Below are 16,577 nucleotides of genomic sequence, written 5' to 3' on the forward strand. Positions count from 1 at the left end.
TACTCAGGCTGTGCAGGGTTTCAGGACTTGGCGGTGAAGGTAGCTTCCTGGCCGAAGCCGGTTGGGGAGGTGGTGCTTGGGGTTTTCAGGCAGGTACCGGCCGGGACCAGTTTCCAGGCGTTGGCCTGATCCTTGACCTTCGAGGTGCCCGCGCAGGAAGTGCCGGCGCCTGCAGCGCAATCGTTCTTGCCGGCTTCGGCTACACCGAAGCATTTCTGCATGTCGTCAGCAGCGTGGGCGGTGGAGGTCAGGGCGGACAGGCTCAGGGCCGAACCCAGGGCCAGGACGAGGGTGGCAGCGGACAGCGAGCGGGTTTTGGTAGTCATGGTGTATCTCCAGCAGTGGGTTGGGTTGGCAAGCGTAGTTGCCTGCTTACACCACTAGAGATAGGGGGAAGGGATTCGTTACAAACCTGGGGAAAATAATTTCAGGTTTCGCCAAAGTCTGTGGTTTACACAAAACAAATGTGGGAGCGGGCTTGCTCGCGAAGGCAGTGGGTCAGTCATCCAATAAGTTGGCTGATCCACCGCCTTCGCGAGCAAGCCCGCTCCCACAAAAGCCCGCTCATACATTAGCCAGCCGGGCATCAACCGCCTAGATAAGCCTCACGCACTTTCGGATCGGTCAGCAGTTGTTCGCCGCTGCCCTGCATCACCACGCGGCCGTTTTCCAGCACATAGGCACGGTCGGCAATCTTCAGTGCCTGGTTGGCGTTCTGCTCCACCAGGAACACCGTCACACCGTCCTTGCGCAGCTGTTCGATGATGTCGAAGATCTGCTGGATGATGATCGGCGCCAACCCCAGGGACGGTTCGTCCAGCAACAACAGCTTGGGCTTGCTCATCAGCGCGCGGCCGATGGCGAGCATTTGCTGTTCGCCGCCGGACATGGTGCCGCCGCGCTGGCTGAAGCGTTCCTTGAGCCGCGGGAACAGGTGCAGCACCTTGTCCATCTGCTCCTGGTAATCGCCCTTGTCGGTAAAGAACCCGCCCATGGCAAGGTTCTCTTCCACGGTCAGGCGGGCAAATACCCGGCGGCCTTCCGGAACCACGGCAATGCTCTTGCGCATGATCTCCGAGGAAGCCTGGCCCACCAGTTCCTCACCCATGTAGCGGATGCTGCCGCTGTGGGCCTGGGGCGAACCGCACAAGGTCATCAGCAGCGTGGATTTACCGGCACCGTTGGCCCCGATCAGGGTGACGATTTCGCCCTGGCGCACTTCGACGTTGACGCTGTGGAGCGCCTGGATCTTGCCGTAGAAAGTGGAAACGTTTTCGAATTGCAGCATTTTACGCTTCCCCCAAATAGGCTTTGATCACGGCCGGGTTGTCACGGATCTGCTCCGGCGTACCGTCGGCCAGTGGCGTGCCCTGGTTGATCACCACGATATGGTCGGAGATGCTCATGACCAGTTTCATGTCGTGTTCAATCAGCAGCACGGTGGCGTTGTTTTCTTCACGCAGCACGCTGATCAGCGCCTTGAGGTCTTCGGTTTCCTTGGGGTTCAGGCCGGCGGCCGGTTCGTCGAGCATGAGGATCCGCGGACGGGTCATCATGCAGCGGGCGATTTCCAGGCGACGTTGCTGACCGTAGGCCAGGGTACCGGCAGGACGGTTGGCAAACTCGGTGAGGTTGACCTTGTCCAGCCAGTACGCTGCATATTCCATGGCCTCGCGCTCGCTCTTGCGGAACGACGGAGTCTTGAACAGGCCGGCAAAGAAGTTGGTGTTCAGGTGACGGTGCTGGGCGATCAAGAGGTTCTCGACCGCTGTCATGTCCTTGAACAGCCGCACGTTCTGGAAGGTTCGCACCACGCCCTTGCGGGCAATCTCGTGACCGGCCAGGCCCTGAATCGGCTGGCCATCCAGCAGGATGGTGCCGCCAGCCGGCTTGTAGAACCCGGTCAGGCAGTTGAACACCGTGGTCTTGCCGGCGCCGTTGGGGCCGATAAGAGCCACAACCTGCTTCTCTTGTACGGTCAGGGCCACGCCGTTGACCGCGAGCAAACCGCCGAAGCGCATGCTCAAATTTTCGACTTTCAGGATCTCGCGGCTCATTTGCGCAGCTCCATGTGTGGACGTTGCATGGGCAGCAGGCCTTGAGGACGCCAGATCATCATCAGCACCATCATGGCGCCGAACATCAACATGCGGTATTCGCTGAATTCACGCATCATTTCCGGCAGCAGGATCATCACGATCGCCGCGAGGATCACGCCCAGCTGCGAGCCCATGCCACCCAGTACCACGATGGCGAGGATGATCGCCGACTCGATGAAGGTGAACGATTCCGGTGTCACCAGGCCCTGGCGAGCGGCGAAGAAGCTGCCAGCGAAACCGGCGAAGGTTGCCCCGAGGGTGAATGCCGAAAGCTTGATGACGGTCGGGTTCATGCCTAGTGCACGGCAGGCGATTTCATCTTCGCGCAGCGCTTCCCACGCGCGGCCGATCGGCATGCGCAGCAGGCGGTTGATCACGAACAGCGCCGCCAGTGCCAGCAGCAGGGCCACCAGGTACAGGAACACCACTTTGCTGACCGGGTTGTAGTCGATCCCGAAGTACTCGTGGAAAGTCTGCATGCCTTCGGCCGCGGTGCGGTCGAACGTCAGCCCGAAGAACGTTGGCTTGGGAATGCTGCTGATGCCATTGGGCCCGCCGGTGATATCGGTGAGGTTACGCAGGAACAGACGGATGATTTCACCGAAGCCCAGGGTCACGATCGCCAGATAGTCACCGCGCAAGCGCAGTACCGGGAAGCCCAGCAGGAAGCCAAATGTGGCCGCCGCCATGCCGGCCAGTGGCAGGCAGATCCAGAAGCCCCAGCCCAGGTAGTGCGAGAGCAACGCGTAGGTGTAGGCACCCACTGCGTAGAAGCCCACATAGCCCAGGTCGAGCAGGCCGGCGAGACCCACCACGATGTTCAGGCCCAGGCCCAGCAACACGTAGATCAGGATCAGCGTCGCGATATCCACCGCACCCCGGGAACCGAAGAACGGCCAGATCAACGCGGCCACGATCAGGCCGATGATGATGTAGCGCTGGGTGCGCGGCAGGGTCAGGAACTGACTGACCTTGGGCGAAACCAACGGGCCACGGTTGGACTTGAGGAGTGCACCGACCTGCTGGGTAAACAGCACGCGCAGGAACATCAACACCGAGCACAGGGCAATGATCGTCAATGTCACGGGACCGGTGCCATGCACTTCGAGGTTGATCCCGACAATGCTCAGCTTGAGGCCGAGTACCGGAAAGGCCACGGCCCACACCAGCAAGGCGCTGAAAAACGCCGATTTAAGATATCTGCTCATACTTTCTCAACCTCCGGACGGCCCAGAATGCCGGTCGGCCGGAACAACAGCACCAGAACCAATAGACCGAATGCCACCACGTCCTTGTACTGGTCGCCGAACACATCGGCGCCAAAGGCTTCAGCCACCCCCAGCACCAGCCCGCCGAGCATCGCACCCGGAATGCTGCCGATGCCGCCCAATACCGCTGCGGTGAAGGCCTTGAGACCCACCAGGAAACCGGCGTTGGGGTTGATCACGCCATACTGCATGCTCAGCAATACAGCGGCGATGGCCGCCAGTGCGGCACCGATGACGAAGGTCAGGGCGATGATGTTGTTGGTGTTGATGCCCAACAGGTTGGCCATCTTGATGTCTTCGGCGCAGGCCCGGCAGGCACGCCCGAGACGGGAGCGAGAGATGAACAGGGTCAGGCCGAGCATTGCCACCAGGGTGACGACGAAGACCAGGACCTGCATGTAGGAAATCAGCACTTCTTGTGCGCCACCTGGGCCGAAGGAGAAGCTCCCCGGGATCAGGTTGGGAATGGATTTGTCCTTGGAATCCTGGGACAGCAATACGGTGTTCTGCAGGAAAATCGACATGCCGATCGCAGAGATCAGCGGGATCAAGCGGTTGCTGCCACGCAAGGGGCGGTACGCAACGCGTTCGATACTGTAGCCATAGGCACTGGTTACGACGATGGACGCCAGGAACGCAGCGGTCATCAACAGCGGCAGGGAGTGGATACCCAGCATGGCCAGCCCGGCAAGGGCGATGAAGGCCACGTAGGAACCAATCATGTACACCTCGCCATGGGCGAAGTTAATCATTCCAATGATGCCGTAAACCATTGTGTAGCCAATGGCTATCAAGGCATAGGTGCTGCCAACGGTCATGCCGTTAACCAGCGTTTGGAAAAAATGATAGATCTCAGGCATTACAGCGCTCCTAAAAACCCGATACGCATTTCACTGGTGGAGTCAATTTCCGGCTCGGTGCCCTGTTCTGTGATCAGGTTGCACAAAGCGTTTGCCAGCGAACCGCTGGTGACGGTTTTAAGATTTTCAGGTGAGCCAGCGCCCGGATCGCGGGTGACAGGCCCATAAACCTCGTAAAACAAAGCCCACTGCTTGCACAGTGGGCTTGTTGACCAGTAACGCCTGGCTTACTGAGGGGAAACTTCGGTTTTTGGTTTGCCGAAGTGCCATTCGTAGACCACGAACTTGAAGTCTTTCAGGTCGCCCTTGGCGTCGAAGCTCAGGTCGCCGGTCGGGGTCTTGAAGGTACCGGCGTGGATGGCAGCAGCCACTTTGGCGGTGTCTTCGCTCTTCGCGGCAGCGATACCGCCGGCGATTACTTCAACAGCCGAGTAGGCCGGGAACACGAACGGACCGGTTGGGTCCTGCTTGTTCTTGGTGAACTCTTCAACGATTGCCTTGTTGGCAGGATCGGTGTCGAAAGACTTCGGCAGGGTGACCAGCAGGCCTTCGGAAGCGCCCTGGGCGATTTGCGAGATGGAGTCGTTGCCGACGCCTTCAGGGCCCATGAACTTGGCATTCACGCCTTTTTCCTTGGCTTGGCGCAGGATCAGGCCCAGCTCCGGGTGGTAGCCGCCGTAGTAGACGAAGTCGACGTTGGCTTGCTTGAGCTTCTGAATCAGCGAACCGAAGTCTTTGTCGCCAGCGTTGATGCCTTCGAAGAGGGCAACTTTCACGCCTTTCTTCTCGAGGGTCTGCTTGACGGCGGTGGCGATGCCTTCACCGTACTGCTGCTTGTCGTGGATAACGGCTACGACTTTCGGCTTCACGTGGTCGGCGATGTAGTTACCGGCGGCTGGGCCTTGGGCGCTGTCCAGGCCGATGGTACGGAAGACCAGCTTGTAGCCACGGGACGTGATTTCCGGGCTGGTGGCAGCCGGGGTGATCATGATCACGCCTTCGTCTTCGTAGATGTCGGATGCTGGCTGAGTGGAGCTGGAGCAAAGGTGACCAACCACGAACTTGACGCCGTCGTTGACCACTTTGTTGGCTACGGCCACGGCTTGTTTTGGATCGCAAGCGTCGTCGTATTCTTTGGCTTCGAGCATTTTGCCATCTACGCCGCCCTTGGCGTTGATGTCGGCGATGGCCTGCTTGGCACCCATGAACTGCATGTCGCCGTACTGGGTCACAGGGCCGGTTTTAGGGCCGGCAATACCGATCTTGATGGTGTCAGCTGCGAACGAATGGCTGGCAACCCCGGCCAGGACCATAGCGGCAAACAGTTTGGAAATCTGCTTAGTAGCCTTATTCATAGTGCTCCACTCTTACTGTTGTATTTTTTATAGTTCTAGCGGCCTTGTGAGCTGCAGAACCGGATCAGATATCTCGGATATCCCCCGGCAGCGGCCTGGCAACTGTACCGGTACAGTGTAGAGCGCCGGTTGATCGCTTGAAAAGCTGGCTGCTGGGGGCAAAACCCGGGTATGTCGCTTAAATGAAAGAAAAAGACAGAATTGCGGCGGGGGTGATGCCAGAGTTCCGGGCAATCCTTGGCTTTCCTGACACTTTCGTTCGGTGCCTCATTTGCAACTGGGTTTTTCTGCCTGGAGCTCGACGGTATGATTGCGCCGATTTTTTCTTCAGGTGAACTCCCATGACGCAAGAACCTAGCACCCTCTATGCCAAGCTGCTTGGTGAAACCGCGGAAATTTCCTGGAAGGAGCTTGAGCCGTTCTTTGCCAAGGGTGCCCTATTGTGGGTCGATGCCGGGCTGGATTTGATCGAGGCCGCCGAGGGCATGGCTGAGGACAACCGTGAGAAAGTCGCTGCCTGGCTGGCTGCGGGGAGTCTTGGCGAGGTGTCTGCGACGCGGGCGTTGGACCTGGTTGAGCGGGACCCGAGTTTGTGGGCGGTGGTGGTTTCGCCGTGGATTCTGATCCAGGAAAGGGCGGCGTAGGAAATGACTGCGCGAAAATGGTGCGTGATTTTTCTGGGTTTAAGTGTGTAGGCGGGTAACTGCATTCGCGGTGATGGCATGTTGCCGTAGAGAAAGGTCACAGGCGGGGGTTACGTGCGCGTCATGGGAACAGTTTTGGTAGCGGCGGAATGCTGGGGGAATTGTTTCTTTGTGTGAGTGGGAAGGGGGTACATATCCATTTCTGCGGTAACGGCTGCTTATGGTTCCGCTCTTACAGCGGGTCACTTTTGGCAAACGCCCCAAAAGTAACCAAAAGGTCTTTGCCCCACCACTCGGTGCCTCGCCTAGGCTCGGCATGCCCGCACTCCGGCCCGATTCCGCGGGCCGCCGCGACGGGCCATCCATGGCCCGGCGCGGCTAAACCGGCGTCCTGCCGGTTTACCCGCCCCACCGTGCCTACTTGCGGCCATCGTGGTTAACGGGGCCTGCAGATCAAAATCAAAAGCAAGAGCACAGCGGCCTCCCGGCCGGCTTGAGTGTTAAAAGCCAGATCAAAAGCCAGAGCGAATGCAGATCTGCTTTTCTGTGGGAGCTGGCTTGCCTGCGATGCAGACACCTCGGTGTATCAGGTACACCCAGTTGATGCTATCGCAGGCAAGCCAGCTCCCACATTTGGACCGTGCCCGCTTTAGCTTTTGATTGTGCTGTTGCTCTAAAACACTCAAGCCGGCCGGGAGGCCGCTGTGCTCTTGCTGTTGATCTTGATCTTAGGCGCCCCGTTAAACCACGCTGGCCGAACGCAGGCTTTGGAGCGTGGGTAACCCGGCAGGACGCCGGGTTAGCCGCGCTGGGCCAAGGATGGCCCATCGCGGCGGCCCACGGTCCAAAGCCGGAGTGAGGGCACACCGAGCATTAGCGAGGTGCCGAGTGGTGGGGCAAGAGCGTTTTGCTTACTTTTGCGCTCTTCAAAAGTGAGCCGCTGTAAGAGCGGAACCAATATCAGCCCCAACCCAAATAACGGATATACACCCCACCCCAGCAACAACAAAACCTACGCCGTCTTCCCAGTATGGTTATTCAGCGAAATAACCTTGGTCTTCCCAATCCGGTGACGATAAATCTCACGCAGATACTTGATCGCCTTCTTCACACAATCCCGCGACAGCCGAATATCGTTGATCGACACAAACTTGTCCTTGTCGTTGATCAACTCACGATATTTCTTCTCATACATCGGCTTGATGGCATACCAGTTGGTGTCCAGGATCTTCGCCGGGTTCTCAAACTCATTGAGCAGCTCATCAATCCGGTCTTCATCAAAATCCTCATGGATGATGAAATCCAGAATCGAGTTATCCAGCGTGTCATCAAACCGATACGGATTCCTCGCAAAGCAGCGCTTGATAAACGCCACGATCAACGTCAAAAAATCATCCGACAAACACGGACTCTTAGCGATCAAGGTCGTGAGCGACAAGTTGGCCGACGCCCCGATCACCAGCGCATACCGCTTGAGCGTCGTGTTGGGAAACAGACTGTTGAGGTGCGTCTTGAGCCGATTCAGGTCCATATAGGACAGCTTGTAATCCTTGGGCAACGACACAATCGACACCACCGACGAGCAGTTTTTGAAGAAGTGCAGGTCATGCAACGCCGCCGCGTCATACCCGGAATTCTTGTACTGCTCCAAGGAGGCTTTGTAGCGCTTGGACTCAATCGGCAACAGGCTGATGCCCTCGATCGCCTGGGTCACCTTGTTGAAATGCGGCAGGTCAATGGAGCGGAAAAACAAGTCATCGATATTCAGCCGCTGTGGTTCTTTTTCGAACACCTTGAACTTGTCACTCGAAGGCGCGGGCGTTTCCGGCACCACCGATTCGGCATACGCAATCGCCACCGGGCCGGCCAGGCTCATAAACAGGTCGTTGGCATCCAGGCGGATGGTCTCGCCGATGTCGATCCCGGCCCGACGGAAGTAGTTCTGGTCGTAGTCGGTGGTAACCGCTTGGGCCGTCAGAATGTTGAAGATCTGTTGTGAGATGTACTGGTTGGCGTGCTTCTCCATGGCATTGACATCAATGTTCTGGATGTTGCCGTCATCGCTTTCTTCGGCATACCGCATGATGTCGTTGGAGATCAGCATCATCGCGTTCCACGGCCGGATGCGGCCTTTCACGCTGGCCTCGCTGCTGTCCTCATTGTCGAAGTTGTACGAGAAATCCCATTCTTCCGAGAGGTATTTGCACAGCAGCCGCCCGGCGTTGATGTGCAGCGCCTCGGACATTTCACTGCGGTGATCGGAGATGTTCGGCAGCACACAAATGCCGCTGGTGAAGATCGGCTCGAACACAAAGGCGTGGCCGCTTTTGCTGTCATGTTCGTCGGCGGGCTTGGTGTCGAACGTCTTGTTCATGTACGAGTGCTGCTGGGCCAGGCCGAATTCCGAGGCCATGCCCGAGCCGGTACCGCCGCCGGCGCTGAAGATCGAGAAGTACAGGCGGGACTGGTTGGCCTTGATGCCGCAGGAGTCGATCAGGTACGAGTGGATCATCTTCCAGTCGGGGCTGGAAAAGCGCTGGGTGTCTTTGTTGAGGATGATTTTGGCCAGGTACTGGCCAAGGATCGGCGCGTTACCGGCGCCACCGGCATGGACTTCCGAGAGGTCCATGATTTTCATCTTGCTGTAGTCCCGCAGGAAACCGCTTTTCTCTCCTTTGCGCGAGAAACGGATGCGCCCGGCGATGTCCTTGTCCAGGTCGCCCAGCATCACCAGCGGCTCGACCAGGAACACCGGCTTGGTGCCTTTGTTCGACCCCAGGCGCAGGTTGTTGCGAATCCACTGGGCGGGGCGGTAGCCCTTGTCGGTGGTTTTGTCTTCGTTGCTGAATTCGTTGAGGTAGAACTTGCGGGCGTTGTACACCAGCTCTGCCACATCCAGGGCAATGTTCGAGCCGCAGCGGCCCAGGCCGATCAGGCACACCGAGGGGAATTCCTGCTCGTTGCGCAGTTCGCTGTCGACTTCCAGGTGCGGTGCGCGCGGGAACACCATGTCGCGCAGGCCGTCGAGGTTGTCGAGGATGCGGTCGGTGTTGGTCTCGGTGAAGTACAGGTACTGCTGGGTGGCCAGTGGGCGGGCGGTGCTCAATGACTTTGAGCCTGAGGGTTTTTCCGCAGGGGCTGTCAGCAACACGTCGGATACCGCGGTGGCAGAGTTATTTTTAGAAGTCATTGTGCGCCATGTGCCTGGACGGATGGCTGAAGAGGTATCAAGTGGCCATCACGGAATGAGAGATCGCGACTTTACAGTGCGTCCTGGTCCTGGGCGGGAGGGTTTAACCCTAGGGTTTTAAGGGGAAATCCTGGCCGGACTCTGATGAATCGGCCGTTCGTCGGGATTCTTTAGTGAAGTGATGGCGATTTGCCAAATTTTCGGCGTCAGCGAATTGGCCTGACGATGGAGGCGGGGCCCGTACGGCCCGAAGGCGGGTCTTTGGGGGCGGGTTCACTGCCTGTAAGGCCCAGCAGGCTGAACATGTTGTGCTGGTCGAGGCCTTTGATCACTGCGCTGATGTCACTCATCGGTACCGCAGCGCTGAGCAAGTAACCCTGAACGAAATCACAGCCGTGTTTTTGTACCACTTCCAATTGTTGCAGGGTCTCTACGCCTTCGGTCACGACTTGCAGATGCAGGGTGTGGGCCATGCCGATAATGGCCTGGACGATATCGATGTCGGTGGCGGATTTGGGAATGTCCTGGATAAACGAGCGGTCGATTTTCAAGGTATTCAGCGGCAGGCGCTTGAGGTAGGCGAGGGACGAATAGCCGGTGCCGAAGTCGTCGATGGACAGCGACACGCCCAATGCGCGGATTTGCCGCAGCAGTGCCAGGGTGCTGCTGATATTGCCCATCAGGGCGTTTTCGGTCACTTCCAGTTCCAGGCGATTGGCGGCGATCCCGCCGAAGCGCAGGGCGTTTTCGATTTCATCGGCCAGTTCGTCACGAGTCAGGTTCAAGGCCGAACAATTGACCGCCATGATCAATTCCGTATGACCCTGCTCCGACAGCAGGCTCAGGTCGTGGCAGGCCTGGCGCAGAACCCAGTGATCCAGTTCGGCAATCAGGCCATTGTTTTCAGCAATGCCAATGAACCGGTCAGGGGTCAGCAAGCCGTGTTGGGGATGTTGCCAGCGCACCAGGGCTTCGAGGCGTGTGATCCGGCCTTTTTTCAGGTCAAGAATCGGTTGATAAAACAGCACCAGCTCGTTTTTGCCCCGCAGCGCGGCGCGCAGTTCTTCCTCCAGTTGCAGTTCCAGGAAAGCCCGGGTTTTCAGGTTGGAGCTGAAGAAGTTCAGGTTGTTACGCCCGGTATCCTTGGACTGATACAACGCCAGGTCGGCGGTTTTGAGTAGCTCCTCGCTGGTTTTGCCGTCTTCGGGGAACAGGCTGATGCCGATGCTGGTGGTCATCACCATGCGCCGGCCAGCCAACTCGATGGGGTCTTTCATTTTCTGCATGATGCGTTGGGCCATGTGCCGCGCTTCATCGCGATGGTGAATGCTGATCAGGATGCAGAACTCGTCACCGCCAAACCGCGCGACCACGTCGTCGTGGCTGCGTACCGAGCTTTTGATATGGCCGGCCAGCACCGTGAGCAATTCGTCGCCGGCGTCATGGCCGAGGCTGTCGTTGATGCGCTTGAAGTGGTCGATATCCAGGAAGATCACCGCCAGCATGCCGTCGGTGGCGGTTTTTTCTGCGAGCTTCTCGGCGAAGATCTGGTTGAAGCCGCGGCGGTTGAGCAGGCTGGTCAAGGCGTCGTAGTGCGCCACCTGTTGCAGCGAGGCGCGGGCCTGGTCGAGTTCGGTGAGCAGTGCATTGACCCGGCGCAGGTCGGTTTCCTTGTGTTGCAGCTTCTTGTCTGCCAGCGCAGCGCTTATGCTGCTGCCGATCACCAGCAAGGCGATGACCGCTACCAGCAGGCCCAGTTGGATGGGGTTGTTGTCCACGGGCAGCGCCGACGGAACAAGGTCCTCGGGCACCAGCAGTTGCATGGCCGCCATGCCGGTGAAGTGCATGCTGATAATGCCGGCGCCGAGCACCAGGCTGGCGGCGTACTTAAGTAATTGATGAAACATGCCGGTGCCGTTGCGCAAGTACAACGACAGCAGCAACGCCGCGAGGCTGGCGCCGATGGCGATCAATACCGAGGCCAGGAACAGCCCTGTCTCGAAATACACGCCCGCCTCGGAGCGCATGGCCGACATGCCCACGTAGTGCATCAACGCAATGCCCAGCCCCATCCACACCGATGCCAGCACATATTGGTGCAGGCGCAGCCTGGGATGACTGAGGGTTTGCATGGCGAACAGCGACGCGATCAGGGCGATCAGCAGCGAGGCGAACGTCATGATCAATTCGTAGTGAATTGCGATAGGCGCCTGGAAGGCCAGCATGCTGATGAAGTGGGTCGACCAGATTCCGCCTGCCAGGCAGCCCGCACCTACCCAGCGCCAGTGCCGTTGAGCCTTGGGGTTGTCGACATGGCCGACCCGCTCGGCCATGTCCAGGGTGCCGAAGCCCGCTGCACAGGCCACCACGTAAGCCAGAAGCACCAGAAAGGGGTTATGACTGCAATTGAGTAATAAGTGCCCGCTGTCCGGAAGGTCGGTAAAAAAATGCAAACCAAGCCATTCCATAGCATGTCCCGTCACAGAGTTTTAGTCTGACTGCGTCTTTCAGTATAGAGAGCGTGAGCGGGTTACAAGGGCTGATGGCAGATTGCTTCTAATCATTTGGCGATGAGTTTATAAATAACTAGAACTAAATGATTAGGGATGACAGCCCGGGTCGCCCGATGGAGTGACATCAGACTTACGAATCATTACAGACAATCCCCACGGGGCTGACTAGATTGCAGGTTCCGGGCTCAGGATGCGTCTGGCATCGCGGCTCACATAACAATAAAAGAGACGGACCCATGCAGAACTCGACCCAAGCGGCGAATGCCTGGCGCATTCTGTTCCTGTTGTTCCTGGCCAACCTGTTCAACTTTTTCGACCGCACCATCCCCGCGATTATCATCGAACCGATCCGCATGGAGTGGCACCTCAGCGATTTCCAGCTCGGCATCATCGGCACTGCGTTCACCATTGTTTATGCGATTGCCGGCTTGCCCCTCGGGCGCATGGCCGATACCGGCTCGCGCAGCAAACTCATGGGCTGGGGCCTGGCGGCGTGGAGTGGCCTGACGGCGGTCAACGGTCTGGTGGGCAGTTTCTGGACGTTTTTGCTGGTGCGCATGGGCATCGGCATCGGCGAGGCCAGTTATGCGCCGGCGGCGAACTCGCTGATCGGTGACCTGTTTCCGGCTCACCGCCGGGCGCGGGCCATGGGGATCTTCATGCTGGGCCTGCCCTTGGGCCTGTTGCTGGCGTTCTTTACCATTGGTGCGATGGTCAAGGCGTTCGACAGCTGGCGTGCGCCGTTCTTTATTGCCGCGGTGCCGGGGCTGATTCTTGCGGTGTTCATGTTCTACATCAAGGAGCCCAAGCGCGGCGCCGCAGAAACCGTGCAAGTCTCCCAGGAGAAAGTCGACCGGCCGATTCGCCGGGTGCTGGCGGTGCCGACATTTCTATGGCTGGTGCTGGCAGGCTTGTGCTTCAACTTCGCCACCTACGCCTGTAACTCGTTCCTGGTACCGATGCTGCAGCGCTATTTCCTGCTGCCGTTGCAGGACGCGGCAGTCGCCACCGGTGTTATCGTCGGGATTACCGGCCTGGTGGGCCTGACCCTGGGCGGCTGGATTGCCGACAAGATCCATCAACGCATCGCGAATGGCCGGTTGTTGTTCGCGGCGTGCAGCTTGATCATCTCTACCGTCACCACTGCTTGGGCGTTGCACGCCGGGCGGATCGAGATTGGTGTGTTTGTGGCGTTGTTCAGTGTGGGCTGGCTGTTTGCCTATAACTTCTACACCTGCGTGTACACGGCGATCCAGGACGTGGTCGAGCCGCGCCTGCGGGCCACGGCGATGGCGTTGTTCTTCGCCGGCTTGTATTTGCTGGGGGTGGCATGGGGCCGATTGTGGTGGGCGGGCTGTCGGATCATTTTGCCCATTCGGCGATGTATGCGGCGGGGGCGGAGCAGATGACCGAGGCTTATAAAGCCATAGGCTTGCACGATGCCATGTACCTGATTCCGGTGGCGCTGTTTCTGACCATGCTGTTTCTGTTCCAGGCGTCCCGCAGTTTTGTGCGCGATGCCAAGCGGATGAAGGATGGGTTGGGGGTGGTGGAGGTGCCGGCTACGGCGGTTACTGCCTGAGACCGAGGTGACGCCTTCGCGAGCAAGCCCGCTCCCACAGTTGACCGAGTTCCATCTTGAGAATGCGGTCTAATGTGGGAGCGGGCTTGCTCGCGAAGAGGCCATCAATAACAACGATGTCTCAAGTGAATAAAAAAGGCCCGCATTACGCGGGCCTTTTTGTTTGGCAGGGTAGGGCGGCGAAGTTAGCCCGCGACCAATACCCGAATCGCTTCCAGTCGCAGCGCCGCCTTGTCGAGCATGGCCAGGCCTTGCTCGCGCTGTTGGCGCAGGGCAACCAGTTCGCTGTCACGCACGGTCGGGTTGACCGCTTGCAACGCGGTCAGGCGCGCCAGTTCTTCGTCGGTGTCCGCCGCCAGGCGACGTTGAGCCTCGGCCACACGCTCGGCGTGACGCGGGGCGATCTTCTCTTCGCCGGCGTTGATCCGTGGCGTCAACTGGTCGCGCTGGGCCTGGACGAACTTGTTGGCGCTGGCTCGGGGCACGCTTTCGAGCTGGTCGTTCAAGGTCAGGAATGACACGCGGCCCGACAGGTCATTGCCGTTGGCATCCAGCAGGCAACGCAGCGCAGCCGGCGGCAGGTAACGGCCCAATTGCAGCGAGCGCGGGGCAACCACTTCGCTGACGTAGAGCAGTTCCAGCAACACGGTGCCCGGCTTGAGCGCCTTGTTCTTGATCAGCGCCACGGCGGTGTTGCCCATGGAACCGGACAGCACCAGGTCCATGCCGCCCTGCACCATCGGGTGTTCCCAGGTGATGAACTGCATGTCTTCGCGGGACAGCGCCTGGTTGCGATCGTAGGTGATGGTCACGCCTTCGTCGTCGCCCAGGGGGAAGCTGGCGTCGAGCATTTTTTCGCTGGGCTTGAGGATCAGCGCGTTTTCCGAATGGTCTTCGCTGTCGATACCGAAGGCGTCGAACAGGGTTTCCATATAGATCGGCAGGGTGAACTGGTCGTCTTGCTCGAGGATGGCTTCCACCAGCGCATCACCTTCACCGGCACCGCCGGAGTTGAGCTCCAGCAAACGGTCGCGACCGGTGTGCAGTTCGGCTTCGAGGCGCTCGCGCTCGGCACGGGCTTCGTCGATCAGCGCTTGCCACTCGCCGTCGTCGGCGTTTTCCAGCAGCGGCAGCAGGCGCGGGCCGAACTGGTGCTGCAAGGCGTTGCCGGTCGGGCAGGTGTTGAGGAACGCGTTCAGCGCTTCGTGGTACCACTGGAACAGGCGCTCTTGCGGGCTGGTTTCCAGGTACGGCACGTGGAGTTCGATCACGTGCTTCTGGCCGATCCGGTCCAGACGGCCGATCCGCTGTTCCAGCAGGTCCGGGTGGGACGGCAGGTCAAACAGCACCAGGTGGTGGGAGAACTGGAAGTTGCGGCCTTCACTGCCGATTTCCGAGCAGATCAGCACTTGGGCGCCGAACTCTTCATCCGCAAAGTACGCAGCGGCGCGGTCGCGCTCGAGGATGTTCATGCCCTCGTGGAACACCGTGGCCGGGATGCCGGAACGCACGCGCAGGGCGTCTTCCAGGTCCATGGCGGTTTCGGCGTGGGCGCAGATCACCAGGACTTTGGTGCGCTTGAGCATTTTCAGTTGGTCGATCAGCCACTCGACGCGCGGGTCGAAACGCCACCAGCGTTGTTCTTCATCCACATCCGGCTGGGACTGGAAGCTGACTTCCGGGTACAGCTCGGCGTGTTCGCCCAAGGGCAGTTCGAGGTATTCGTCCGGGCACGGCAGCGGGTAGGCGTGCAGCTTGCGCTCCGGGAAGCCTTGTACGGCGGCGCGGGTGTTGCGGAACAGCACGCGGCCGGTGCCGTGGCGGTCGAGCAGTTCGCGTACCAAACGGGCGCTGGCTTCGGCATCGCCATCGTTGACGGCGGTCAGCAGCGCTTCGCCTTCGTCGCCGAGGAAACCCTGGATGGTCTTGTGGGCGGCGGGCGAGAGGCGGCCCTTGTCCAGCAGCTCCTGAACGGCTTCGGCCACCGGGCGATAGTTTTCGCTCTCGGCGCGGAAGGCGTGCAGGTCGTGGAAACGATTCGGGTCCAGCAGGCGCAGGCGCGCGAAGTGGCTGTCCTGGCCCAATTGCTCAGGGGTTGCAGTGAGCAGCAGTACACCGGGAATCACTTCGGCCAGTTGTTCCACCAGCGAGTATTCGGGGCTGGCTTTTTCTTCGTGCCAGACCAGGTGGTGAGCTTCGTCGACCACCAGCAGGTCCCAGCCGGCGGCGAACAACGCGTCCTGGGCCTTCTCGTCGTCCACCAGCCATTCCAGGGCCACCAGCGCGAGCTGGGTGTCTTCGAACGGGTTGGTGGCATCGCTTTCGATAAAGCGCTCTTCGTCGAACAGCGCCACCTGCAGGTTGAAGCGGCGGCGCATTTCCACCAGCCACTGGTGCTGGAGGTTTTCCGGCACCAGGATCAGCACGCGGTTGGCGCGACCGGACAGCAACTGGCGATGGATCACCAGGCCAGCTTCGATGGTCTTGCCCAGGCCCACCTCGTCCGCCAGCAGAACACGCGGCGCGATACGGTCGGCAACTTCACGGGCGATGTGCAGTTGGTGCGCGATCGGTTGTGCACGCACGCCGCCCAGACCCCAGAGCGAGGACTGCAACTGGCGGCTGGTGTGTTCCAGCGTGTGGTAGCGCAGGGAGAACCAGGGCAGCGGGTCGATCTGGCCGGCGAACAGACGGTCGCTGGCCAGTCGGAACTGGATGAAGTTCGAGAGTTGGGTTTCCGGCAGGGTAACCTGCTCGTTCTGCCCATTGAGGCCGTGGTAGACCAGCAGGCCGTCGACATCGTCGACTTCTTGCACGGTCATTTTCCAGCCTTCGAAATGGGTGATGGTGTCACCCGGCGAAAACCTCACGCGAGTGAGGGGCGCATTCCGTAGCGCATACTGGCGGGTGTCGCCAGTGGCCGGATAGAGCACGGTTAACAAGCGGCCGTCCTGTGCCAGAACGGTGCCTAACCCCAGCTCTGCTTCGCTGTCACTAATCCAGCGTTGCCCCGGTTGATACTGCTGCGCCATGCTGCCTGACTCCCGCCGTGAAAAAGCCGACTAT

General features: G+C 59.5%; 11 protein-coding genes and 1 pseudogene. 2 read left to right on the plus strand and 10 right to left on the minus strand.

Annotated features, from left to right (window positions below):
- Positions 1 to 20: 20 nt before the first annotated feature.
- From JFU58_RS16360 to JFU58_RS16390, 7 genes are all read right to left on the minus strand, one after another.
- Positions 21 to 326 (minus strand): BufA1 family periplasmic bufferin-type metallophore, encoded by a 306-nt coding sequence (locus tag JFU58_RS16360; protein WP_201141158.1) that lies wholly within the window; start codon positions 324 to 326, stop codon positions 21 to 23.
- Between the two features lie 260 nt (positions 327 to 586).
- A complete protein-coding gene (locus JFU58_RS16365; RefSeq protein WP_003211664.1) occupies positions 587 to 1,288 on the minus strand; it encodes an ABC transporter ATP-binding protein in 702 nt (233 codons plus the stop codon).
- A gap of 1 nt (position 1,289) precedes the next feature.
- Positions 1,290 to 2,057 (minus strand): high-affinity branched-chain amino acid ABC transporter ATP-binding protein LivG, encoded by a 768-nt coding sequence (gene livG, locus JFU58_RS16370; RefSeq protein WP_063032815.1) that lies wholly within the window; start codon positions 2,055 to 2,057, stop codon positions 1,290 to 1,292.
- The gene (locus JFU58_RS16375; RefSeq protein ID WP_003211661.1) at positions 2,054 to 3,307 is read right to left on the minus strand and encodes a high-affinity branched-chain amino acid ABC transporter permease LivM; all 1,254 of its coding nucleotides are present in this window, start codon (positions 3,305 to 3,307) and stop codon (positions 2,054 to 2,056) included. The genes livG and JFU58_RS16375 overlap by 4 nt, the downstream gene beginning before the upstream one ends.
- Positions 3,304 to 4,227 (minus strand): high-affinity branched-chain amino acid ABC transporter permease LivH, encoded by a 924-nt coding sequence (livH, locus tag JFU58_RS16380; protein ID WP_017137212.1) that lies wholly within the window; start codon positions 4,225 to 4,227, stop codon positions 3,304 to 3,306. The genes JFU58_RS16375 and livH overlap by 4 nt, the downstream gene beginning before the upstream one ends.
- Positions 4,227 to 4,409 (minus strand): hypothetical protein, encoded by a 183-nt coding sequence (locus JFU58_RS16385; protein ID WP_003211657.1) that lies wholly within the window; start codon positions 4,407 to 4,409, stop codon positions 4,227 to 4,229. The genes livH and JFU58_RS16385 overlap by 1 nt, the downstream gene beginning before the upstream one ends.
- Before the next feature lie 45 nt (positions 4,410 to 4,454).
- Entirely contained in the window at positions 4,455 to 5,582 is a 1,128-nt protein-coding gene (locus JFU58_RS16390; protein ID WP_003211654.1) for a branched-chain amino acid ABC transporter substrate-binding protein, read from the minus strand.
- Between the two features lie 341 nt (positions 5,583 to 5,923).
- Here JFU58_RS16390 and JFU58_RS16395 point away from each other — a divergent pair, with 341 nt between their 5' ends.
- A complete protein-coding gene (locus JFU58_RS16395) occupies positions 5,924 to 6,226 on the plus strand; it encodes a DUF2288 domain-containing protein (protein ID WP_017479356.1) in 303 nt (100 codons plus the stop codon).
- A 1,012-nt stretch (positions 6,227 to 7,238) separates the two neighbouring features.
- On the opposite strand, the gene JFU58_RS16400 is transcribed toward JFU58_RS16395, so the two are convergent.
- The gene (locus JFU58_RS16400) at positions 7,239 to 9,416 is read right to left on the minus strand and encodes a hypothetical protein (RefSeq protein ID WP_063032813.1); all 2,178 of its coding nucleotides are present in this window, start codon (positions 9,414 to 9,416) and stop codon (positions 7,239 to 7,241) included.
- Between the two features lie 206 nt (positions 9,417 to 9,622).
- Complete coding sequence (locus JFU58_RS16405) at positions 9,623 to 11,884, minus strand: putative bifunctional diguanylate cyclase/phosphodiesterase (protein ID WP_063032811.1); 2,262 nt, start codon at positions 11,882 to 11,884, stop codon at positions 9,623 to 9,625.
- A gap of 281 nt (positions 11,885 to 12,165) precedes the next feature.
- Between JFU58_RS16405 and JFU58_RS16410 the strand changes: the two are divergent.
- Positions 12,166 to 13,511: pseudogene (locus JFU58_RS16410) on the plus strand (spinster family MFS transporter).
- A 185-nt stretch (positions 13,512 to 13,696) separates the two neighbouring features.
- On the opposite strand, the gene rapA reads toward JFU58_RS16410, so the two are convergent.
- Positions 13,697 to 16,543 carry an RNA polymerase-associated protein RapA gene (rapA, locus tag JFU58_RS16415; RefSeq protein WP_063032807.1) on the minus strand — a complete coding sequence of 949 codons (2,847 nt, stop codon included), beginning with the start codon at positions 16,541 to 16,543 and terminating at the stop codon, positions 13,697 to 13,699.
- Positions 16,544 to 16,577 lie beyond the last annotated feature (34 nt).

Source organism: Pseudomonas sp. TH34 (genome assembly GCF_016650865.1).
GTDB classification, from domain to species: domain Bacteria; phylum Pseudomonadota; class Gammaproteobacteria; order Pseudomonadales; family Pseudomonadaceae; genus Aquipseudomonas; species Aquipseudomonas yamanorum.